Source organism: Methylomonas koyamae, from assembly GCF_001644025.1.
Lineage (GTDB): Bacteria > Pseudomonadota > Gammaproteobacteria > Methylococcales > Methylomonadaceae > Methylomonas > Methylomonas koyamae_A.
In genome coordinates, this window is the sequence record NZ_LUUK01000151.1 from 43,198 (window position 1) to 65,869 (window position 22,672).

General features: G+C 55.7%; 18 protein-coding genes. 3 read left to right on the top strand and 15 right to left on the bottom strand.

The features are described 5' to 3' along the window. Positions 1 to 82: 82 nt before the first annotated feature. Genes A1355_RS10105 through A1355_RS10115 form a run of 3 tightly spaced genes read left to right on the top strand, consistent with a single transcriptional unit; the run spans position 83 to position 4,732 of the window. The gene (locus A1355_RS10105; protein WP_064027597.1) at positions 83 to 2,920 is read left to right on the top strand and encodes a 2-oxoglutarate dehydrogenase E1 component; all 2,838 of its coding nucleotides are present in this window, start codon (positions 83 to 85) and stop codon (positions 2,918 to 2,920) included. Next, positions 2,910 to 4,088, top strand: a complete 1,179-nt coding sequence (odhB, locus tag A1355_RS10110) for a 2-oxoglutarate dehydrogenase complex dihydrolipoyllysine-residue succinyltransferase (RefSeq protein ID WP_064027599.1) — start codon at positions 2,910 to 2,912, stop codon at positions 4,086 to 4,088. Before A1355_RS10105 ends, odhB begins: the two co-directional genes overlap by 11 nt. A gap of 2 nt (positions 4,089 to 4,090) precedes the next feature. Continuing rightward, positions 4,091 to 4,732 carry an MBL fold metallo-hydrolase gene (locus A1355_RS10115; RefSeq protein WP_064027601.1) on the top strand — a complete coding sequence of 214 codons (642 nt, stop codon included), beginning with the start codon at positions 4,091 to 4,093 and terminating at the stop codon, positions 4,730 to 4,732. 11 nt (positions 4,733 to 4,743) lie between these two features. On the opposite strand, the gene A1355_RS10120 is transcribed toward A1355_RS10115, so the two are convergent. The 15 genes from A1355_RS10120 to gyrA form a co-directional block, all read right to left on the bottom strand. Further along, positions 4,744 to 5,151 (bottom strand): Rrf2 family transcriptional regulator, encoded by a 408-nt coding sequence (locus A1355_RS10120; protein WP_064027603.1) that lies wholly within the window; start codon positions 5,149 to 5,151, stop codon positions 4,744 to 4,746. A gap of 139 nt (positions 5,152 to 5,290) precedes the next feature. Continuing rightward, the gene (locus A1355_RS10125; RefSeq protein WP_064027605.1) at positions 5,291 to 5,761 is read right to left on the bottom strand and encodes a copper resistance protein NlpE; all 471 of its coding nucleotides are present in this window, start codon (positions 5,759 to 5,761) and stop codon (positions 5,291 to 5,293) included. A gap of 99 nt (positions 5,762 to 5,860) precedes the next feature. Then, on the bottom strand, positions 5,861 to 8,935 hold the full coding sequence (locus A1355_RS10130; protein ID WP_064027607.1) for an efflux RND transporter permease subunit: 3,075 nt from the start codon (positions 8,933 to 8,935) through the stop codon (positions 5,861 to 5,863). Next, positions 8,932 to 10,026: an efflux RND transporter periplasmic adaptor subunit gene (locus A1355_RS10135; protein WP_064027672.1), complete on the bottom strand. Its 1,095-nt coding sequence runs from the start codon at positions 10,024 to 10,026 to the stop codon at positions 8,932 to 8,934. Before A1355_RS10135 ends, A1355_RS10130 begins: the two co-directional genes overlap by 4 nt. Before the next feature lie 14 nt (positions 10,027 to 10,040). After that, a complete protein-coding gene (locus tag A1355_RS10140; RefSeq protein ID WP_064027609.1) occupies positions 10,041 to 10,769 on the bottom strand; it encodes an esterase family protein in 729 nt (242 codons plus the stop codon). 10 nt (positions 10,770 to 10,779) lie between these two features. After that, on the bottom strand, positions 10,780 to 11,733 hold the full coding sequence (locus A1355_RS10145; protein ID WP_064027611.1) for an acetylxylan esterase: 954 nt from the start codon (positions 11,731 to 11,733) through the stop codon (positions 10,780 to 10,782). Positions 11,734 to 11,784: 51 nt separating this feature from the next. Continuing rightward, positions 11,785 to 12,090 (bottom strand): integration host factor subunit beta, encoded by a 306-nt coding sequence (locus tag A1355_RS10150; protein ID WP_064027674.1) that lies wholly within the window; start codon positions 12,088 to 12,090, stop codon positions 11,785 to 11,787. 69 nt (positions 12,091 to 12,159) lie between these two features. After that, positions 12,160 to 13,821, bottom strand: a complete 1,662-nt coding sequence (rpsA, locus tag A1355_RS10155) for a 30S ribosomal protein S1 (RefSeq protein WP_064027613.1) — start codon at positions 13,819 to 13,821, stop codon at positions 12,160 to 12,162. 98 nt (positions 13,822 to 13,919) lie between these two features. After that, positions 13,920 to 14,576, bottom strand: coding sequence for a (d)CMP kinase (gene cmk / locus A1355_RS10160; RefSeq protein WP_064027615.1), 657 nt, complete (start codon positions 14,574 to 14,576; stop codon positions 13,920 to 13,922). 1 nt (position 14,577) lies between these two features. Then, complete coding sequence (gene aroA, locus A1355_RS10165; protein ID WP_064027617.1) at positions 14,578 to 15,897, bottom strand: 3-phosphoshikimate 1-carboxyvinyltransferase; 1,320 nt, start codon at positions 15,895 to 15,897, stop codon at positions 14,578 to 14,580. Between the two features lie 5 nt (positions 15,898 to 15,902). Then, the gene (locus A1355_RS10170; protein ID WP_064027619.1) at positions 15,903 to 16,784 is read right to left on the bottom strand and encodes a prephenate dehydrogenase; all 882 of its coding nucleotides are present in this window, start codon (positions 16,782 to 16,784) and stop codon (positions 15,903 to 15,905) included. After that, positions 16,777 to 17,880 carry a histidinol-phosphate transaminase gene (gene hisC / locus A1355_RS10175; protein ID WP_064027621.1) on the bottom strand — a complete coding sequence of 368 codons (1,104 nt, stop codon included), beginning with the start codon at positions 17,878 to 17,880 and terminating at the stop codon, positions 16,777 to 16,779. The genes A1355_RS10170 and hisC overlap by 8 nt, the downstream gene beginning before the upstream one ends. Before the next feature lie 12 nt (positions 17,881 to 17,892). After that, positions 17,893 to 18,978, bottom strand: a complete 1,086-nt coding sequence (pheA, locus tag A1355_RS10180) for a prephenate dehydratase (protein ID WP_064027623.1) — start codon at positions 18,976 to 18,978, stop codon at positions 17,893 to 17,895. A 5-nt stretch (positions 18,979 to 18,983) separates the two neighbouring features. Beyond that, positions 18,984 to 20,063 carry a 3-phosphoserine/phosphohydroxythreonine transaminase gene (gene serC, locus A1355_RS10185; RefSeq protein WP_064027625.1) on the bottom strand — a complete coding sequence of 360 codons (1,080 nt, stop codon included), beginning with the start codon at positions 20,061 to 20,063 and terminating at the stop codon, positions 18,984 to 18,986. Next, positions 20,063 to 22,660, bottom strand: a complete 2,598-nt coding sequence (gene gyrA, locus A1355_RS10190; RefSeq protein WP_064027627.1) for a DNA gyrase subunit A — start codon at positions 22,658 to 22,660, stop codon at positions 20,063 to 20,065. Before gyrA ends, serC begins: the two co-directional genes overlap by 1 nt. Positions 22,661 to 22,672 lie beyond the last annotated feature (12 nt).

The window sequence follows — 22,672 nt, forward strand, 5'->3', positions numbered from 1 at the left end:
CGGTTCCGCACTTACTGCTTGGTAATATATCATTTTAGCTCTACCATAATGCTCCTTACTTGTGATTCCAGCCGCCCCGGATATGACTAGCCTCTTGAAACTGTTCGAAGAATCATCTTCGCTTTACGGTGGCAACGCCGTTTACGTCGAATCCCTATACGAACAATACCTGCACGATCCCAGTACGGTCTCTGAAGTCTGGCGGCGGCGCTTCGACGATATTCATCGCGGCTCCACCGAGGATACGCCGCACAGCATCATCGTCGAGCGTTTCGAGAAGCTGGCGATCGCCGAACCCGGTCGCCTCGCCAAAATGCGCGGGTTTACCGAACAAAGCGTCAAAAAGCAATCCGCGGTTGCTCGCTTAATCAACCATTACCGCGTCAAGGGACACCAAATCGCCCGTAATAATCCTTTGGGCAAACTCGCGGCGATGCCCGCCGATTTGGAGCCGATTTATTACGGATTGACCGACGCGGATATGAGCACGCTGTTCGATACCGGCGGTCTGTGCGGGGTGGATCGTTTGCCGTTGCGGGAGATCATCCAGACTTTGCAGCAAATCTATTGCGGCAGCATCGGCAGCGAGTTCATGCATATCGTCGACGACGAATCCAAACGTTGGATCAAAAACAAATTGGAAGGTGCCAAACCGGATTTCTCCAGTCACCCGGAAAAACGCCAATGGTTGTTAAAACAACTGATTGCCGCCGAGGGCCTGGAAAAGTTTCTGCATCGCAAATATGTCGGTCAAAAACGCTTTTCGCTGGAGGGCGGCGAATCGCTGATTTTGATACTCGATGAACTGATTCAGCGTGCCGGAGAAAGCAAGGTCACGGAAATCGTGATCGGCATGGCTCACCGCGGCCGTCTTAACGTGTTGGTCAACATACTCGGTAAAAGTCCGGCGGTATTATTCGGCGAATTCGAAGGCACTCACACCTCGATGCCCGGCGCCTTGACCGGCGACGTTAAATATCACATGGGGTTTTCGTCGAATATCGCCACGCCGGGCGGTCCGATACATTTAACATTGGCCTTCAACCCTTCGCATCTGGAAATCATTAATCCGGTGGTCGAGGGCTCGGTTAAGGCTCGTCAGGATAGACACGGCATAGGAGGTATCGATGTCATCCTACCGGTGTTGATACACGGCGACGCGGCATTCGCCGGGCAAGGCATCGTCATGGAAACCTTGAACATGGCGGAGACTCGGGCATTTTCGACCGGCGGTACCGTGCACGTCGTCATCAACAACCAGATAGGCTTCACGACCAGCAATCCGTTCGACGCCCGTTCGACACTGTATTGCACCGATGTCGCCAACATGATTCAGGCGCCGGTGTTCCACGTCAACGGCGACGATCCCGAGGCCGTGGTCTTCATCACCCAATTGGCGCTGGATTATCGAATGACCTTCCACAAGGACGTCGTCATCGACTTGATCTGCTACCGCCGTCACGGTCACAACGAAGCCGACGAACCGGCGGCGACTCAGCCGATGATGTATAAAGCCATCCACCAACACGCCACGCCGCCGCAAATCTACGGTCAAAGACTCGTGCAGGAAGGCGTGATCGACGAGGCCGGCATTCAGCAACTCGAACAGAATTACATGCAGTTGTTGAACGAAGGTAAGCCGGTTTCCCGGCCTATCATCGAAAACAAGGTGTATTCCTACTCGGCACGTTGGGAACCCTACTTGAATAAACATTGGGATATCCCGATCGACACCACGGTCAGCATCGAACGCATCCGCTTCTGCAATTTGCGGCTGCAAAGTCTGCCGTCCGGTTTCGAATTGCACCCTCGGGTCGCCAAGGTGATGGACGATCGCCAAAAAATGACCGACGGAGATTTGCCTATGGACTGGGGCTTCGCGGAAAATATGGCCTACGCCACGTTGTTGATGGACGGTTACGACATTCGCTTGACCGGCCAGGACATCGGCCGCGGCACGTTTTCCCATCGCCACGCTATTTTATTGAATCAGGCCAACGGCGAGAACTATATCCCGCTTAAACACTTGAGCGATCGGCAAGGCCGGCCGCAAATTTTCAATTCGCTACTGTCGGAAGCCGGGGTGCTGGGTTTCGAATACGGTTACAGTTCCACGCAGCCGGACAAATTGGTGATTTGGGAAGCGCAATTTGGCGATTTCGCCAACGGCGCGCAAGTCGTGATCGATCAGTTTATCGCATCGGGCGAAACCAAATGGGGCAAGCTCAGCGGCTTAGTGATGCTGCTCCCACACGGTTTCGAAGGTCAGGGGCCGGAGCATTCCTCGGCGCGCCTGGAACGCTATTTACAGTTGTGCGCGGACCAAAACATCCAGGTCTGCGTGCCGACGACGCCGGCGCAAATTTTTCATTTATTGCGGCGGCAAATGCTGCGCCAATACCGCAAACCGTTGATCGTGATGAGTCCGAAAAGCCTGCTGCGCCATAGATTGGCGGTATCGACGCTGGACGAATTGACCAGCGGCGGGTTTCAGACCGTTATCGGGGAAATCGACGATATCGATCCGTTTCATGTGACTCGACTAATACTGTGTGCCGGCAAGGTCTATTACGATCTGCTGGAAACCCGGCGCCAAGACGGCTTGGATCACGTTGCCATCGTCCGGATCGAACAGCTTTATCCGTTCCCGAATGAGCGATTCAAGCAGGAACTGGACAAATACCCCAACGTCGAACACATCGTTTGGTGTCAAGAAGAGCCGAAAAACCAGGGCGCGTGGTACCAAAGCCGACACCATTTCATCGAACACGTTTCCCCGGAGATTACGATCGGCTATGCCGGCCGAGTAGCTTCCGCCGCACCGGCGGTTGGCAATTACAAAACCCATCTCAACGAACAAAAAGCGGTGGTTCACACCGCACTTTACGGTAGCAACGAAGGAACAACTCATGAGCTTTGAAATATTGGTCCCCAGCCTCCCCGAATCCATCTCCGATGCCAATTTGGTCGCTTGGCACAAGCAAGCCGGGGACTGGGCCGAGGCCGGCGAGAACCTGGCCGATCTGGAAACCGACAAGGTCATTCTCGAGGTGCCTGCACCTCGATCGGGTGTCCTGAAGGAAATTTTGATTCCGAACGATTCGACGGTTGTCGCCGGTCAGGTCCTGGCGCTACTGGACGAACAAGCCGACAAACCCGGCGGATCGCTGACGGCTAGTGGCGTCGAGCCGGTTCTGAGCCCGTCGGTCCGCAAAATCGTCGCCGAACGCGAACTCGACCCACAGGCCATTCCAGCATCCGGCAAACATGGGCGGATATTGAAGAGCGACGTAATGGACTATTTGCAGGAGCAACAGGCAAGCAAGCCGGTCGACGCCGCCGTCGAAGCCTCCCCCGCCCCGCTGTCGACATCGGCGGTGGCCAGTCTACGTCCGGAACAACGGGTACCGATGACCCGGTTGCGCGCCAAAATCGCCGAACGCTTGCTGCACGCCCAGCAAAACGCGGCGATGTTGACGACCTTTAACGAAGTCAATCTGAAAGCCGTCATCGATTTGCGTAACCAATACAAGGACCGTTTCGAAGCCAAGCACAATATCAAGCTCGGCTTCATGTCCTTCTTCGTCAAAGCCTCGATAGAAGCCTTGAAGCGTTTCCCGGCCATCAACGCCTCGATAGACGGGAACGACATCATCTACCACGGCTATTACGACATCGGTATCGCCGTCACCACCCCGCGCGGGCTGATCGTTCCAATTCTGCGCGACGCCGATCAACTCGATTTTTCCGGCATCGAAAAAGGCATACACGACTTTGGACAAAAAGCCCGCAATGGCTCCATCAGTGTCGAGGATCTCAGCGGCGGTACGTTCACGATCACCAACGGCGGGATATTTGGTTCGATGCTGTCCACGCCCATCCTGAATCCGCCCCAATGCGCGATTTTAGGCATGCACGCGATCAAGGACAGGCCGATCGTGGAGAACGGCGAAATCGTGATCCGGCCCATCATGTACTTGGCCCTGTCCTACGACCACCGCTTGGTGGATGGTAAGGAAGCCGTGCAATTTCTCGGCATCATTAAGGAATGCCTGGAGGCGCCGGCACATTTGTTGCTGAACATTTAACGATGCGATATCAGATTATCCCGGTCACCGCTTACCAGCAAAACTGCACGCTGCTGGTCTGCGAACGCAGCCGCAAGGCCGCTTTGGTCGATCCGGGCGGCGACCTGGAACTGCTCTTGGCGGCCGTTGCGCAACACGACGCCGAGTTGGAATCGATATTGGTCACTCACGGTCATCTCGACCACGTCGGCGGGGTTGCGGCGCTAGCGGAAAAGCTGAGCCTGCCGATCTCCGGTCCCCATCAAGACGACGATTTCTGGATACAGCTGTTGCCGGAGCAATGCCGGATGTTCGGTTTTCCGCCAACCAAGATCTTTAAACCGGACCGCTGGTTGCGGGACGGCGATAGCGTTCAGGTTGGACTCAATACCTTACAAGTCCTACATTGTCCTGGCCACACGCCGGGGCATGTGGTTTTTTACGATAGCGACGCGCGTTTGGCCATTGTCGGCGACGTATTGTTCAAGGGCTCGATCGGCCGTACCGATTTTCCGCGCGGCGACCATCAGGCGTTGTTGGACTCGATACGTCTGAAACTTTGGCCGCTCGGCGACGACGTAAAATTCATCCCGGGACATGGGCCGATGTCGACGTTCGGCGCGGAGCGCAAAAGCAACCCATACGTCGGCGATCATTACCGCTAACCGAGTGGGATTTACGGTTCCAGCGCCATATCGCTCAGCGCCGCGCCGTCGAGTACCGCCAGAAATTGTTCGACCGCGTCGCTCAATAAACCGGTCAAGCGGCAACCGTTTTGAAGTGCGCAAACCCCTTGTTTTTGCGGGTTGAAACATTCGGCCATCTGAAACCGGCCTTCCACTTCCCGCACCACCGCGCCGATATTGATTTCGGCAGCGGGCCTGGATAAACGGATGCCGCCGCCCTTGCCGCGCACGGTTCGCACAAATCCCTTGAGTCCCAATTTGTGCACCACTTTGACCAAGTGATTTCTGGAGATACCGAAAAACTCCGCCAATTCGCTAATCGTCACCAATTTATCGGTATTACGGCTCAAATAAATCAACACTCTGAGCGCGTAATCCGTATGAGCAGTCAGTTGCATATCCCTGATTCCTAAAGTTGCAATGGCAATCTTGTCTTGGAATGAGCGGTCGCTCCGAAGTGCGCTATCGATGGGTCAAGCGAATCTCCTAGACCGGCCCATTGTTGCCGCTACCTGCACCCGCAACCCGGCAGTCGGCTTAATGTCCACCGTGAGACGGCGCTTGCTGGGTAAAGTCGGTCCTGCGCAATTGATAGCGTTCCGCTTGCTTGCCGGAAATGCGATTGCCGTGTTCGTCAAGCTGGGTCAGCGCGTTCTCGCCGACCAGATAGACATGGCTGGCGCCACCGTTTTTCGGGGTCAACGTGATGGTTTTACTCTTGTCGTCCCATCTGTATTTACCCTTCTCGACAAATTCGCGATCCGACTTGCCGGCGAATTGAGTCATCAACATATAACTACTGTTTTTGTTCAGCGCCAGCGAAGTCTTAATGCCGGCGCAATCGGTGCAAGGCAGAAAACCGTTGTAGATCCCCGGCCACTCGAAACTGTCGGATCCGTGATGGCCGGCATGATCTTGCGGCCCGGCATTTTCCGCCTGAACCGGGCCGCCGAACGCGATACCGAGTGCAAGACTGGTTAACAACACTTTCAATCGAACAATGCGCATGTTTGCTCCCGAGCAAATTCTATGGTTTATGGCAAGGTGTCAGGACCTGTTTATCGGTCCGATCCGGATATTGTGCCACAGCGGAGGCCCGAATGACCGTTACCGTGTTTTATTGTCGTCGACGGGCGGGGACGTTTGCTCAGCACTGCGATCTTTCGCCAAAATTACGTAAAACGGCGGCACGACGAACAGCGTCAATACGGTACCGATACCCAAGCCGGAAGCGATCACCAGACCGATCGCAAAGCGGCTGGCGGCGCCGGGGCCGGTGGCGGTCAACAGCGGCAGCATCGCGACGATCATCGCGACCGTGGTCATCAGAATAGGCCGAAGCCGGATCCCGGCTGCCTGTTCGATGGCCGCCGGCTTGTTCAAGCCGTCACGCTGTTGCAGTTGGTTGGCAAATTCGACGATCAAAATACCGTTTTTGGCAACCAAGCCGATCAGCGTAATCAGGCCCACCTGGGTATAGATGTTGACGGTCGCGAAATCGAGCATCAAAAATGCCAATGCGCTGGCGATCGATAGCGGCACTGAAATTAAGATAATCAACGGATCGCGCCAACTCTCGAATTGCGCGGCCAACACCAAGTATATAATGAGCAGAGCCATGAAGAAGGTCAGAATCAGCACGTTGCCCTGCTGACGGTATTGGCGCGACTCGCCGGTGTAGTCCGCGGCGAACCCGCGCGGAAAGATTTCTTCGGCAATGTCATCCAGCGCGGCCATCGCATCGCCGAGACCGATACCCGGCGCCGGAATCCCGCTTAGCGTGATGCTGTTGAGTTGTTGGAACTGACTGCGTTTGCCGGGTTCGACGCTATCGACGACTTTAATCAAGGCCGACAGCGGCACTTGGGCGCCGGAGCTGCCTCGCAAGTAATAGCCGTCCAATTTAGCCAAATCCTGGCGGTCTGCGTCGCCGACTTGCGGAATTACCTTGTAGCTGCGGCCTTGCAAGCCGAATCGGTTGACGTACTGTCCGCCCAGCCAACCGGCCAAGTTGGCGCCGATGTCTTCCATCGTGATACCTAAATCGGCGGCACGGTCCCGGTCGATCACCAACGTCGATTTCGGCCGGTCGAAGCGAACGTCCTTGACCAAAAATGCAAATTGACCGCTTTGCATCGCTTGCGCCAGCACTTGCTCGGCCACCTGATCCAGCTTGGCGTAATCGGCGTCGCTGGTCACGACGAACTGCAGGGGCAATCCGCCACCCGAGCCCGGTAAGCTGGGCGGCGATACGACGGCGGTCTGAAAGCCGGCGATACTGTCTACCTTGGCTTGCAGTTCCGGAACGACGGCTTGTTGGGAGCGCTGGCGCTCGAAACTCGACGGCATTTTCATACCGGCGAATACGGTATTGGTATCCCCGCCGAAGCCCATGATCAAAAAGCTTTCTTCGTGCTCCGGCAGGCTTTCGAAATGCCGGATCAATTCGCGGGAGTAGGTCTGATTGTATTGCAGCGTCGCGGTTTGCGGGCTACTGGCGATCGCGAACAAAAAACTTTGATCCTCGGTCGGCGCCAGTTCCTTGCCCGACCAATCGTACATCCAATAGATACTGGGCAACACCAACAGCGCGAAGATCAGCACCGTGTACGGAAATTCCAAAATTCGGCGCAACACGGACCGGTACCCGCTGGCCAAGCCTTCGAAAAAATGTTCGACCATGGCTTCGAAACGTCCGCCGCGCCCGGCTTCCGGCAAGATGCGCGCGCTCATCATCGGCGACAACGTCAACGCGACAATCCCGGAAATCAGTACCGCGCCGGCCAGAGAAAAAGCGAATTCGGTAAACAGCGTGCCGACCAAGCCCCCCATGAAACCGATCGGCACGTACACCGCTACCAGCGTCGTGGTCATCGCGATGATAGGCAGTCCCAGTTCGCGGGCGCCGGCCAGTGCGGCTTGCAAACGGCCGTGACCCTGTTCGATGTGTCGGTGGATGTTTTCGACGACGACAATCGCGTCGTCCACTACCAAACCTATCGCCAGTACCATTGCCAACATCGTCAGCAAGTTGATCGAAAAGCCCATTGCCAGCATGAAAAAGCAGGCGCCGACCAGCGATAGCGGCACCGTGACCGCCGGGATCAGCGCCGCGCGGAACGAACCGAGCGACAAAAAAATCACGCCTAACACGATCGCGACGGCTTCCAACAAGGTTGCGAAGACTTCGTGGATCGAATCCTCAATGAATTGGCTGGCGTCGTAAGGCAGCAAGATATGCATTTCGTTGGGCAAGTCGCGCTCGATCTCTTTCAACAAGGCTTTAACCGATTTCGCAACCTTCAACGGATTGGCACCCGGCGCCTGCTCGATGCCCATGAAAATCGCGGTCTTGCCTTTGTACCAATTAACCGTGTCGTAGTCTTCGCTGCCCAACTCGATGTCGGCGATGTCGTTTAATCGAACCAGCACGCCGCGACGATTGGCAACCACCAATTGTTCGAATTCCCGTTTCGACACCGCGTCGGTCGTGGCACCCAAATCGATTTTAACGAAATTACCCTTGGTAGCGCCGATACCGGATAAATAGTTATTGGCTTTCAGCACGCCGGCGACGTCGTTGGCGGTTACGTTTAAGGCCGCCATGCGCGCGGGGTCTAGCCAGATACGCATCGCGAAGGTCTTGTTGCCCAACATCGCGGCCTTGCCGACGCCGGGGACCGCCTGCAACTTCGGCTGCACGACCCGAAGCAGATAATCGCTAATCTGCGAGTCCTGCAAGGTGTCGCTGTACAGCGCGATATACATGAGTGCGGTGTCGTCGCCGGTTTGCGAACTAATCACCGGATCCTCGGCTTCGGCCGGCAATTGATTACGCTTACCGGCCACCTTGGCCTGAATCTCGGCGACCGCGGCGTTAGGATCGTAATTCAGTCGCATGTGAGCCTCGATGACCGAGCTGCCCTGGCGGCTATTGGAAGACAGATAATCAATGCCGTTGGCTTCGGCTATGGCCTGTTGCAGCGGCGTTGTAATAAAGCCTTTAATCAAGTCGCTGTCCGCGCCGGGATAGGCGGTCGTGATGGTCACGACGGTATTCTCGGTTTTCGGGTATTGGCGCAATTCCAAGACGTCCAAGGCTCTTAAGCCGAGAAGCAGGATCAGCAAACTGACGACACTGGCTAGGACCGGCCGTACAATGAATAAATCGGTCAACTTCACGGAGCCTGCTCGCGTTCGCCGGGCGCGGGTTGGCTGTCCGGCGTGACGGCCATGCCGTTACGCAGCTTCATTTGTCCGGCGGCAACGACTTTATCGCCGAGCCGCAGCCCTTCCAAAATTTCGACTCGCCCTCCCCGACTGTCGCCGGTTTTGACTTGGCGACTTTGCACGATCCATCCGGCCGGACCGCGCTGAACCGCAAACACGGAATTGCCGTAGGGGTTGTAGCTGATGGCGGTATCCGGCAAGGTCGACACGGTTTGGTCGGCCTCGGCGGACAGTTTGATCTGGGCGAACATCCCTGGCCGAAGCAATTTCCCTGGGTTTCTAAACAGTGCCTGTACTTTGATGGTTCGACTATCGGTGTCGACCGCGGGATTCGACGCAGTGACCTCTCCTTCAAAATACTGGTCTGGAAAGGCAGGTACGCTGGCGATCACCTTTTGGCCCTTGCCAATCCGGCCAAGATCGCGTTCTGGCAACGTGAAATCCAAATACATCGGATCGAGTTGTTCAAGCATCACGATCGCCGAACCAACCGGCAAGTACTGCCCAAGATCGACGCGGCGTATGCCCAACTCGCCGGCAAATGGCGCCTTGATGTGCTTCTTAGCGATTTGGATCTGCTTGCCGGCAACCGCCGCCGCGGCTTGATCGAGCTGCGCTCGATTTTGATCCTGATCGGCGGCGGCGATGAATTTTCGCTCCAACATGCTCTGGCCTCGCTGATACCGTAAGCCGGCCAATTTTTGTTCGGCGAGCAGGCCGTCGAGTTCCGCTCGGTCGGTAGCGCTATCCAGTTCTAGCAACAACTGTCCGGCTTTTACAGTTTGGCCGGAGTTGAAATGAATGGCTTGGACCATCCCGGCAATTTCGTTGCTGATATCGATACCGGCGACGGCGCGAAAGCTGCCGACAGTGCTTAACGAAGAGTCCCAGTGTTCGCTTTTGACCTCGGCGAAGGCAACGACGGCCGGAGATACTGCAGGCACTTGGCTGGCCGCTTGGCGCATCCGGTAAAACTTGAGTCCGAAAATCGCACCCAGCGCAAGTAAGGTCAACAATAGTACTAGCAGGCTGCGCTTGATCATCGATGGCGATTCGGTCAAAGGTATAATGGAGCCATGCGCCGCCAGGAATGGCCTTGATGCGCGCGGCCATCCCATTCGTAGAGCCTGTGCGGCACCTGCTTCTGGGTCAGAATATGGCTCAGGTCGTGATTGTTTTGTAAAAATGGATCCGCTCTGCCGATCACCAAGGTGATGTCCAGCGCCCGAATGGCCGCCAATTGGGATTCGCAGGTCAAATTTGGCAAAAAATGCGTTGGCGTATGAAAATAAATATCGTCGTTATAGTGTCCTTCGAATAAATCCTTGAAGCATTCCACCTCCAGGGTTAGATCGAAGCGTCCGGAAAACGCCACCAGCTTTTTGAATAAATGCGGGTGGCGAAATGCGATATTGGCGGCATGATAGGCGCCCAGACTGCAGCCATGCGAAATTAAGCACGGATGCGGGTTCTTCAGTGCAATGAACGGCAGAATTTCATTCAACACATAATCTTCGAATTGCATGTGGCGCTTGATGCGATCGCCCGGTTGACACCAAAAACAATAAAAGCTTTCGTGGTCGATGCTGTCCAGACAATACAATTGCATGTGGCCCGCGTTGATCTTGTCGGCCAAGCTATCAACAATTCGCAGGTTCTCGTATTCGTAAAAACGGCCGTCCCGAGTCGGAAAGACCAGCACTTTGGCGCCGGCATGACCGAATACCAAAAACTCCATATCGCGTTCTAAACGCGGGCTGAACCAATGATGATATTCCCGTTTCATCGCAAGCTTGTCAGTTGGGCGAGAAAAATAGCTTGAGTTCCGCCAACAACTGCTGCTCTTGTAGACGTTGCGCCGGGTATTCGAAATGGCCGGCATCCAGTGTGAACAGGCGTTTCTCACCGTGCCAGGCATTGTAAATCGCAAACTGACCCGGTGGAGCGACTACCGGATCGAACAAGGCCAATGCGGCATGCAGGGGTTGATTGGCATGGCGCACGGCGGTAGCGGCATCGTAATAGGTCAATGTGTCGGGAATATGACCCAGATGCTGACTATAGGCTCGCAATGCGTCGGCACTACCGCAACTGGGCAGACTTAAACGCAACGGCTGGTTACCGAATGTCGGTACGTTTAGGTGAACGCGACGAATTCTGCCGTCCCAAGGCACCGCTAAAGCCCCAATCCCGCCGCCGAAACTGATTCCCATATAACCGATCCGTTCTCGGGCCTGCGGATAAATCGTCCACAATACCGATACCGCCAGCCACAGATCGTCCACGCAACCGCCGATCACATAACGATCTTTATCCAGGATATTCTGCACGACATGCCAATCAGGCCGCTCCGGGATAGACGTACAACGGCTCCGGGAAATGCCACGAAAGCACGGAAACAAGAGCGCGGTATTGGGAAAGCTCAAATGAAAGTCCGGGCCTTCCCGGCCGCCATATCCGTGTCCCACAACGATGGCCTGCGTGACCGTTTGACCGTGCGGTTCCAGTAACCAACCGGCGATCGTGATACCGTCCGTGGACTGGTAGGAAATATCGTTGACCCGATAACCGTCGACCAGGGTCGGGTTACCGATTTGGAAGCGTGGCGATTGCTGCAGGACTTGCCGATAACGGGTGGACCAAAAGTCCTCAAAATCGGCGGGCTCGGTCGGCGCATCGACGCCGAGCAATCGTTCGAGAGTGTAGCCATAGCCTGGGTCGTAGTTGTAAGGATGCTCAAACAGACTCATCGGCGGCTATGGCAAATATCGTAAAAAACTTGAAGCAGGCGGGGTGCCTGATCAATCGACGATTTTGTATTTCTCCCTGGAAGCGTCGACCATATCCCGAAGCTCCTTGCCGGGTTTGAAGTGGGGAACATGTTTTTCGGTTAACGAAACCGATTCGCCGGTTTTGGGATTGCGTCCCAATCTAGCCGAACGATGATGCAACGAAAAACTGCCAAAACCCCTGATTTCTATTCTATCGCCGCTAGCCAGCGTATCGCTCAAGTGATCGACAACACATCTGACAGCGAGCTCCACGTCTTTAAGCGCAAGATGCGGCTGTTTTCTAGCCAGCACCTCTATCAATTCTGATTTTGTCACATCCAACCCTGAATAATCAAAAAGGGGCGGCATGAGGTTTACGCCCACGCCACCCCCGAAGTCGACGAGTTATTTGTCGATTTGTTTAAAGATGTCGCCTAATGTCGCGGTACCGGCATTTTGTGACGAGTAATCCTTAATAGCGTTGGATTCTTCTTCCATATCCTTAGCCTTGATCGACAATGAAATGGATTTGGTTTTTTTGTCGACGCCGATAAACTTAGCTTCGACTTCATCGCCTTCTTTCAGCAAAGTGCGGGCATCTTCGACGCGATCGCGTTGAATCTCGGAAGCGCGCAAATAACCTTCGACGTTATCGGCCAGGGTAATCACAGCGCCTTTGGCATCGACTTCCTTAATGGTACCTTTCACCAAGCTGCCTTTTTCATGCAGGGCGATATAGTTTTGGAAGGGGTCTTGTTCCAGCTGTTTGATACCCAACGAAATACGCTCACGTTCGGAGTCCACGGCCAGAATAACCGTTTCGACTTCGTCGCCTTTCTTGTAGGCGCGAATCGCTTCTTCGTCGTTCTCGTTCCAGGAGATATCGGACATATGCACCAGGCCGTCGATACCGCCATCCAAACCGATGAAGATGCCGAAATCGGTAATCGATTTGATTTTGCCGGAGATTTTGTCCCCTTTGTTGTGCGTAGCCGCGAATTCATCCCAAGGGTTGGAGCGGCATTGCTTCATGCCCAGCGAAATGCGACGGCGTTCTTCGTCGATTTCCAGAACCATGACTTCGCACTCATCACCCAGTTGTACGACCTTGGATGGGTTGACGTTTTTATTGGTCCAGTCCATTTCGGAAACGTGTACCAAACCTTCGACGCCTTCCTCGATTTCGACGAAACAACCGTAGTCGGTCAGGTTGTTGACCTTACCGAACACGCGAGTGCCGGCAGGGTAACGGCGAGCGATGTTTTGCCATGGATCTTCATCCATTTGTTTCATGCCCAACGATACGCGAGTTTTGTCTTTGTCGAATTTCAGGACTTTAACTTTAACTTCCTGACCGATCTCTACGCATTCGGACGGATGACGTACGCGGCGCCATGCCATGTCGGTGATGTGCAACAGACCGTCGACGCCGCCCAGATCGATAAACGCACCGTAATCGGTGAGGTTTTTGACGATACCGGTAACGATCGCGCCGTCTTGCAAAGTTTTGACCAATTCTTCGCGCTCGGCGCTGTATTCGCTTTCGACGACGGCGCGGCGCGACAACACGACATTGTTGCGTTTTTGGTCGATTTTAATGACTTTGAATTCCAGATCGCGGTTTTCCAGGAAGGTAGTGTCGCGAATCGGGCGCACATCGACCAGAGAACCCGGCAGGAACGCGCGCAACGCGCCGACCGCCACTGTGAAGCCGCCGCGTACCTTGCCGTTGATACGGCCGACAATGGTTTCTTGAGTCTCGAAGGCTTTTTCCAGTTCAGCCCACGCTTTACTTTTCTTGGCTTTGTCGCGGGAAAGAAGAGTGGCGCCCAGACCATCTTCGAACAAATCGAGAGCAACTTCGATTTCGTCACCGATATTGACTTCCAAGTCGCCGTCGGCATTCAGAAACTGCCATTTTGGAATGACACCTTCGGATTTCGCCTGTGTACTGACGATGACAAATTCGTTTTCGATGTCGACAACGGTACCGATCAACATCGCGCCAGGACGCATTTCGGTCTTGGCATAACTCTCTTCAAACAACTCTGCAAAGCTTTCGCCCATCTTTTCTTTCCCAAACTTGTTAAAACACGAACAAGTTTTCACATTTATCAAAAATTAATAAAAAGCCGCCGACAACCGCCGACAACCGCCAAAAAGTCTCATACGACTAAATTAACCACCTGATCGATGACTTCTTGAATTGTCAAATTCGAGGAGTCGATGTACAACGCGCCTTCCGGAACGGTAAGCGGCGCGGACGTTCGCTGACTATCGCGACGATCACGTTCTTCTATCTCACGGGTGATTTGCGGAAGATTAGCATCAATCCCCTTTTCAATCAACTGTTTATATCGTCTTAATGCTCGCTCTTCGGCGCTGGCGGTCAAGTAGACCTTGTAACGGGCATCGCTGAACACCACGCTGCCCATGTCCCGCCCGTCGGCAACCAGGCCGGGAAGCTGTTGAAAATCCTTTTGTTTTTGCAAAAGAACCGCTCTGACATCGGGGTAGGCCGCAATGATGGACGCCGTATTGCCAGTGGTTTCTGTCGCCAGACGCGCCGTGATGTCCACACCGTTCAGTTTGACGATCAATGCGTCACCGCAGTCGAATTCTAACAGCATGGCTTGAGCGACCTCGCAAATAGCCGGCACATCGTCCAAATTCAATCCTGCGTTGAGCACCGCTACCGCTAGAGACCGGTATATCGAACCGCTATCCAGATAATTCCAGCCCAAAAGCTTGGCGACGGCACGACTGACCGTGCCTTTTCCCGCGCCGCTAGGCCCGTCTATCGTTAAAACCGGTGCCGTCATATTAAATCACGCTAACATCGAGTCCCAGCTTGACCGCTAAGTCGCGGAACTCCGGGAACGAGGTATTCACATTCGCGCAATCCTTGATCGTAATCGGTCCGGAGGCACGCAATCCGGCGATCGAGAACGACATAGCGGTGCGGTGATCGCCGTGTGAATCAACTTCGCCGCCACCGATTTGACCGCCGTTGATCACCATGCCGTCTTTGGTGGCTTGAGCGTCAATACCCAGGATTTGCAAGCCGTCCGCCATCACCTGAATCCGATCGGATTCCTTGACCCGCAATTCTTCGGCGCCGGTCAGCACCGTTTGGCCTTCGGCGCAGCTTGCCGCGACGAACAGCACTGGAAATTCGTCGATCGCCAGCGGCACCAGATGCTCGGGAATATTGATACCTTGCAATTGCGCGGAACGCACCCGCAAATCGGCGACCGGTTCTCCGCCGACTTCGCGCTCGTTCAGCACTTCGATGTTGGCGCCCATCAGGCGCAGAATGTCGATGACGCCGGTGCGAGTCGGATTGATGCCGACGTGTTTCAAGGTGACATCGGAATTCGGCGCGATACTGGCACCGACTAAAAAGAACGCCGCAGAGGAAATGTCGCTAGGCACGTCGATATTCGTCGCGGTCAATTTGCCGTTGCTGGTGATTCTCGCGGTCGCGCCGTCGCGAGTGACCGGATAACCGAAGCCGGCCAGCATCCGTTCGGTATGATCGCGGGTCGGCGCGGGTTCGGTGACGCTGGTTTCGCCTTCCGCATACATGCCCGCCAGCAACAAACAGGATTTGACCTGGGCGCTGGCGATCGGCATGTCGTAATGCATGCCTTGCAATTTGCCGGCCTTGCCTTTGATATGCAACGGCGCGGTGCCGTTTTCTTGAGTAACGATCTCCGCGCCCATTTGTGCCAAAGGCGCAGTCACTCGCTTCATCGGCCGGGATTCAAGCGACTTGTCGCCGGTTAACACGCAGTCGAACGGCTGTCCGGCCAACAGCCCGGACAATAGCCGCATCGAGGTGCCGGAGTTGCCCAGGTACAATGGTTTTTCCGGGGCCTTCAAACCATGCTTGCCGACACCGTGCACGGTCACTTCGCCGTTGACCGGCCCTTCGATTTGTACGCCCATCGCCCGGAAGGCTTCCAAGGTACACATCGCATCTTCGGCGTTCAAAAAGCCGGTAACGTGGGTAACGCCGTCGGCCAGCGAGCCGAGCATGATGGAGCGGTGCGACATCGATTTATCGCCGGGGACGCGAATCTCGCCGTTCAGGCTGCCGCCGGGTTGGACTTGGAAAATGACGTTAGTGGATGAGGACATAGTGGTTAGGTTGGATCGTCAAAAATTTCGAGAAAACGTTGCCGGGCCTGCTTGGCGTAGCTGAAAGTTTCGAACAACGCGGAAGCGTCGCCGTTTTGCAGCAGGTGCTCGACTTGATTAAGCTCCGCTTGAAATTGTTGAATCAGCGGAATGATTTCCTGTTTATTGGCCAGACAAATGTCCTGCCACATGGTGGGGTCGCTGGACGCGATACGGCTAAAATCGCGAAACCCGCCAGCCGCGTATTTGAAAATTTCGCGCTGCTCGTCCTTGCGGCCCAGCATGCCGACCAACGCAAAGGCCAGAATATGCGGCAGATGGCTGGTAGCGGCGAGCACGGTATCGTGGTGCTCCACGCTCATGATGGCCACGCTGGAACCGATCCGCCGCCAGAATGCATTGAATTGATCCACGGCCCGCGGGTCGGTGGACGATAGCGGCGTCAAAATCAAGCGACGGTTTTTATATAAATCGACCTTCGCCGCCTCGACGCCGCTGCGCTCGGCTCCGGCGATCGGATGTGCCGGCACGAAATTGCTCGGCACCTTGCCGAACACCGCTCGCGCCGCTTCGACCACGCTGCCCTTGGTACTGCCGGCGTCGCTATAAAGCGTTTGCGAATTCCAATACGGCTTGAGTTGCTCGAAGATGGCTTGCATGCTGCCGACCGGCGTGCAAATGATCACGCAATCGGTACCGGCCATCGCTTGGGCCGGATCGGTATAAAACGCGTCGATGACGCCCAACTCGACCGCGCGCTGCATGTTGGGCAGATTCTTCTCCCGGCCCAGCGCCACTACCTGTTTGCACAAACCCTCGGCGCGGGCGGCCTTGGCGATCGAGCCGCCAATCAAGCCAACTCCGATGATGCATAGGCGCTCAAACACCTTGCAATACCTGGGACAATGCGTCGATGAAGATTCGGTTTTCGCGTTCGGTACCGATGCTGACTCGCAAATGATTGGGCATTTCGTAATTGGCGACCGGGCGCACGATCACGCCTTTTCTCAGCAAGGCCTGGTAGAGCGGCATCGCCGGCTGCCGCATATCGACCGAGACGAAGTTGCCGGAAGATGGAATCCAAGGCAAACCCAAGGCTTCGAAGGCTGATGTCAATTGCGCCATACCGGCATTGTTGACAGCAATGGTCTCGGTCAAATAATCGGCATCCGTCAGGGCGGCTTCCGCAGCCGCCAACGCCAACATATTACCGTTAAACGGCTGGCGCACCCTATTCAGCAAATCGGCCACCTCCGGCGACGATACGCCGAAGCCTATGCGCAAGCCGGCCAATCCGTAGGCCTTGGAAAAGGTGCGAGCGATGATCAAATTCGGGTACTTATCCGGCCAGTGCATGGATTCGGTGCGCACGGCTGGATCGACGAATTCGTAATAGGCTTCGTCGAGCACACATAACACTGACTTCGGCAGCGAGGCGATAAACTCTTCGACGGCTTGCGCAGCCAACAAGGTGCCGGTCGGATTATTCGGGTTGGCGATGAATACTACCCGGGTAAGGTCGGTCACCGCCGCGCGCATGGCGTCCAAATCGTGGCCGTAAGCCTTGGCCGGCACGACCACGGCTTTGGCACCGACTGCTTGAGTCAGGATGGGATATAAAGCAAAGGCATGCTGAGCGAATACGACTTCATGCTCGGGAGCGACGAAGGTGCGCATCACCAATTCCAGAATCTCGCTGGAACCGTTGCCAAGCGTGATTTGTGCCGCATCCACTCTCCAGCGGGCCGATAACGCCGTCTTTAGCGCGAAACCGCTGCCGTCCGGATAACGGCTTATTTCCGGCAAAGTATTGCGAATGGCCTCTGCGACTTTCCGGCCGGTCCCCAACGGATTCTCGTTCGACGCCAGCTTGATGACTTCGCTCAAACCCAGCTCGCGCTGCAATTCTTCCGCCGGTTTACCCGGCACATATGGCATCAGTTGTTGAACGCCGTCTAAAGCAAGAGATAAAAATAAATTCATGAAGCAAAAAGATTAAATGACTGCCTTGGGATACGAGCCGAGCACTTTCAGCATTTTGACGTTGTTCTCCAAGGTTTTCAGTGCCTTGGCGACATCGTCGTCATCGCGATGCCCTTCGATATCGATAAAAAACACATATTCCCACAAACCCTGGCGGGATGGCCGGGATTCGATGTGGGTCATGCTGATGCCATACTCTGCGAAGGGCTCCAAAATCCGATGCAATGCCCCCGGTTGGTTGCCGGTCGAAACCAGAATCGAGGTTTTATCGAAACCGGTCGAAACCGGTTGCAAGCGTCCGACGACGATGAAACGGGTCGTGTTGTTGGCTTCGTCTTCAATGTGTCTGGCGATCACGTTCAAGTCGTACAATTCCGCCGCCGTCAAGCCAGCGATCGCCGCTTTACCGTGGTCCAGCGATGCCAAGCGCGCGGCTTCGGCGTTGCTGCTAACCGCGGTACACGGCACGCCGGGCAGATTGGCGGTTAACCATTGCCGGCACTGGGCCAGCGATTGTTGATGGGAAAATACCTCGCCAATCCCGACTAAGCCTTCCATCTTGCCCAGCAAGTTCTGATGGACGCGGATTTCGACCTCGCCGCAGATTTGCAGCGGGCTGTCCATGAAGCGATCCAGCGTATGGGCGATGACGCCTTCGGTGGAGTTTTCGACCGGCACGACGCCGAACTGGCAATGACCGGTCTCTACCGCCTGGAAGATTTCATGAATCGTCGGGACCGGAGTATCCTGGACCGCGTGTCCGAAATGCTTAAACGTCGCCTGTTGCGAGAAGGTGCCGGCAGGGCCGAGGAAGGCGACTTCCAGCGGTTTTTCCAGAGCGAGGCAAGCCGACATCAACTCCCGGAACAAATGCGCGGCGGACTGATCGCCTAACGGGCCAGGATTGATCTCCATGATGCGCCGCAACACCTGCGCCTCGCGATCAGGGCGGTAGAAACTGCCGGTCTCGCCTTCGGCCTGCTTGGTACGCGCGACTTCCAGCGCGCAACTGGCGCGCTGATTGATCAAGTCGAGAATCTGCCGATCTATGGCATCGATACGCTGGCGCAGTTCGGACAAAGGAATGATCGCGGTCATAAGCCTTAATGAGTACGCTCGAACTCGGCCATGAATTCGATCAAGGCCTCGACGCCGGCTTCCGGCATCGCATTATAGATGCTGGCGCGCATGCCGCCCACCGAACGATGGCCAGCCAGCGTGCTCAAGCCTTGTTGTTCGGCTTGCTCCAAGAAGGCTTTGTCCAGCGTTGCATCGGCCAATACGAATGGCACATTCATCCGTGACCGGCAGGCCGGATCGACCGGATTGCGGTACAGACTGGAATCGTCGATGGCTTGGTAAAGTTTGTTGGCTTTGCGGATGTTACGTTGTTCGATCGCGACGACGCCGCCCTCGCCTTTCAGCCACTGCAGCGTCAAACCCAACAAATACCAGTTGTAGGTGGCCGGCGTGTTCAACATCGAATCGGCCTTGGCCTGCTGAGCATAGCTGAACACGGCCGGCGTATTCTTGGCCTCCAAGCCCACCAAATCGTCGCGGACGATGACTACCGTCACGCCTGACGGCCCCATGTTTTTCTGCGCGCCGGCGTAGATTAAGCCATAGTGGCCGATATCGACCCGTCTGGACAGGATATTCGACGACATATCGCAAACCAGCGGCAGGTCGCCGGCGTCCGGAATATCGTTAAATTCGACGCCGTGTATCGTTTCGTTGGAAGTGTAGTGCAAGTAGGCGGCTGCCGGATCGACTCGCCAGTCCGCGTAGGCTGGGATTGTCGTGAACGCGGTCGATTCGCCGCTGGCCGCCACCTGGACTTCGCAATATTTGCCGGCTTCCTTGATCGCCGCGGTAGACCAAGCGCCGGTATTAACGTAGCAGGCCTTGGTTTTGCCGTTCAGGATATTTTGCGGAATCATCGCGAATTGCGCGCTGGCGCCGGCCTGTAGAAACAACACCCGATAATTGGCCGGTACCGCCAGCAGTTCGATCAGATCGTTCTTCATTTGCTCGGCAATGGCCATGAAGTGCGGACCGCGATGGCTCATTTCCATCACCGACATACCGCTGCCCCGCCAATCCAACATTTCCTGTTGGGCTTGTTGCAATACCGGTTCCGGCAACATCGACGGACCGGCGCTGAAGTTATAAATCCTGGCCATTATTCTTCTTCTCCTGTCGACGGTGCCGCGTCGCTATCCGGACTTTCGTCGTCGAGATCGCCTTCTTCGTCGCCCAGCGCTTCGATGCGGTCGACGCCAACCACTTTCTCGCCTTTATCGAGGCGAATCACCGTGACGCCCTGAGTATTGCGACCCACCACCGAAATTTCGTTGACGCGGGTTCGGACCAAGGTACCGCCGTCGGTAATCAGCATGATCTCGTCGGTGTCGTTGACCAGCACAGCCCCGACGACCGCGCCGTTGCGTTCCGAGGTTTGAATCGCGATCAGTCCCTGACCGCCGCGCTTGTGCTGGGTAAACTCTTCGAGCTTGGTGCGTTTGCCGTAGCCGTTTTCGGTGATATTCAATACCGTCCCCTCGCTGGCGACGATCAGCGAAATCACTTTTTGGCCTTCCTGCAAGCGGATACCCCGCACACCGGCCGCAACCCGGCCCATCGAACGTACGTCGCTCTCGTTGAAACAGACCGCCTTACCGTCGCTGCTGAATAACATCACGTTTTGACGGCCGTCGGTCAGCGCGACGCCGACCAGGGTATCGTTATCGCGCAAATCGATCGCAATTTTACCTTTCGCCAATTGGAATGCGAATTCAGTCAGCGGGGTTTTCTTGACCGTACCGGCCATCGTCGCCATGAACACATATTTGTCCTCGCCGTACTCGCGAACCGACAGCATCGCGTTGATGCGTTCGCCCTCTTCCAACGGCAACAAATTGACGAAAGGCTTGCCACGCGAGGCTCGGCTGGCGACCGGCAACTCGTACACTTTCAGCCAATAGACCTTGCCGCGCGACGAGAAGCACAGGATGGTGTCGTGGGTGTTGGCGATGATCAGTTTTTCGATGAAATCGTTTTCCTTGGTAGCCGTCGCCGATTTACCGCGACCGCCGCGCCGTTGCGCTTTGTAATCGGTCAGCGGCTGGGTTTTGACGTAACCCTCGTGCGACATGGTCACCACCATGTCTTCCTCGGTGATCAGGTCTTCAGCGGTCAGGTTGGAATAATCCTGAACGATTTCGGTTCGGCGCGCATCGGCGTATTGGCTTTTGATTTCTTCCAATTCTTCCTTGATGACTTCCATCAAGCGCACATCGCTGCCCAAAATGAACAAATATTCGTCGATCAATTCCAGCAATTGCCGATATTCGTTGACGATTTTTTCCTGCTCCAGCCCGGTCAAGCGATGCAGGCGCAAATCCAGAATGGCTTGAGCCTGATTTTCGGACAGCCGATATAGGCCGTTCGCCAAGCCGAATTCGGCCGGCAAGTCTTCCGGGCGCGAGCGATCCGCATCGGCGCGGTCCAGCAGCGACGCCACCAGACCGGCATTCCAGGATCGTCCCAACAACCCGACTTTAGCTTCCTGCGGATTCGGCGAGGTTTTGATCAGCTCGATCATCTCGTCGATATTGGCCAGTGCTACCGCCAGACCTTCCAAGATATGCGCCCGCTCGCGCGCCTTGCGTAGATTGAAGATCGTCCGGCGCGTCACGATTTCGCGTCTATGGTCGATGAAGGCGGCCAGAATGTCCTTTAAATTCATGCAATGCGGCCGACCGTCGTACAAAGCCACCATGTTGATGCCGAATACGGTCTGCAACTGGGTTTGCTTGTAGAGATTGTTCAACACCACGTCGGCCACTTCGCCGCGCCGCAATTCGACGACCATCCGCATGCCGTCCTTATCCGATTCGTCGCGCAATCCGGAAATGCCCTCCAGCTTGCCTTCCTTGACCAATTCGGCGATTTTTTCCAGCAAGCGGGCTTTGTTGACCTGGTACGGCAGTTCCGTCGTGACGATGGCTTGTCGGCCGCTGTCGCCGATGTCCTCGAAATGGCAACGGGCGCGCAGATAGATTCGGCCCCGGCCGGTGGCATACGCTTCGTGTATGCCCGATGCGCCGTTGATGATGCCGGCGGTCGGAAAATCCGGACCGGGTACGATCCCCATCAGCTCGGGAATCGTCAAATCGGGGTTTTCGATCAAGGCCAAACAGGCGCCGACCACTTCGCCGAGGTTGTGCGGCGGGATATTGGTGGCCATGCCGACCGCGATGCCGGAAGAGCCGTTGACCAGTAGATTGGGTACCCTAGTCGGCAGCACCGTGGGTTCGGATTCTGACTCGTCGTAGTTGGCGACGAAATCGACGGTTTCCTTGTCCAGGTCGGCCAGTAACTCGTGGGAGATCTTTGCCATCCGCACTTCGGTGTACCGCATGGCCGCCGGCGAATCGCCGTCCACCGAGCCGAAGTTGCCCTGACCGTCGATCAACATGTAACGCAGCGAAAACGGTTGCGCCATTCGGACGATGGTGTCGTAAACCGCGGTATCGCCGTGCGGGTGGTATTTACCGATCACGTCACCGACGACGCGGGCGGATTTTTTATACGGTTTGTTCCAATCGTTGCCCAGTTCGCTCATCGCGTACAGTACGCGGCGGTGCACCGGCTTCAGGCCGTCCCTGACATCGGGAAGCGCCCTACCGACGATGACGCTCATCGCGTAATCGAGATAGGACTGTTTCATCTCGTCTTCGAGATTGACAGGAATGATTTCTTTAGCGAAGTCTGACATGGGTCCGTGATT

Bases quoted from the DNA above. Each gene is read 5' to 3' on its own strand.
- hisC (WP_064027621.1), bottom strand. From the start codon at position 17,880: ATGAATTTATTTTTATCTCTTGCTTTAGACGGCGTTCAACAACTGATG.
- rpsA (WP_064027613.1), bottom strand. From the start codon at position 13,821: ATGGGCGAAAGCTTTGCAGAGTTGTTTGAAGAGAGTTATGCCAAGACC.
- odhB (WP_064027599.1), top strand. From the start codon at position 2,910: ATGAGCTTTGAAATATTGGTCCCCAGCCTCCCCGAATCCATCTCCGAT.
- A1355_RS10125 (WP_064027605.1), bottom strand. From the start codon at position 5,761: ATGCGCATTGTTCGATTGAAAGTGTTGTTAACCAGTCTTGCACTCGGT.
- serC (WP_064027625.1), bottom strand. From the start codon at position 20,063: ATGGCCAGGATTTATAACTTCAGCGCCGGTCCGTCGATGTTGCCGGAA.
- A1355_RS10105 (WP_064027597.1), top strand. From the start codon at position 83: ATGACTAGCCTCTTGAAACTGTTCGAAGAATCATCTTCGCTTTACGGT.
- A1355_RS10120 (WP_064027603.1), bottom strand. From the start codon at position 5,151: ATGCAACTGACTGCTCATACGGATTACGCGCTCAGAGTGTTGATTTAT.
- A1355_RS10135 (WP_064027672.1), bottom strand. From the start codon at position 10,026: ATGATCAAGCGCAGCCTGCTAGTACTATTGTTGACCTTACTTGCGCTG.
- pheA (WP_064027623.1), bottom strand. From the start codon at position 18,978: ATGACCGCGATCATTCCTTTGTCCGAACTGCGCCAGCGTATCGATGCC.
- gyrA (WP_064027627.1), bottom strand. From the start codon at position 22,660: ATGTCAGACTTCGCTAAAGAAATCATTCCTGTCAATCTCGAAGACGAG.
- aroA (WP_064027617.1), bottom strand. From the start codon at position 15,897: ATGTCCTCATCCACTAACGTCATTTTCCAAGTCCAACCCGGCGGCAGC.
- A1355_RS10115 (WP_064027601.1), top strand. From the start codon at position 4,091: ATGCGATATCAGATTATCCCGGTCACCGCTTACCAGCAAAACTGCACG.
- cmk (WP_064027615.1), bottom strand. From the start codon at position 14,576: ATGACGGCACCGGTTTTAACGATAGACGGGCCTAGCGGCGCGGGAAAA.
- A1355_RS10140 (WP_064027609.1), bottom strand. From the start codon at position 10,769: ATGAAACGGGAATATCATCATTGGTTCAGCCCGCGTTTAGAACGCGAT.
- A1355_RS10145 (WP_064027611.1), bottom strand. From the start codon at position 11,733: ATGAGTCTGTTTGAGCATCCTTACAACTACGACCCAGGCTATGGCTAC.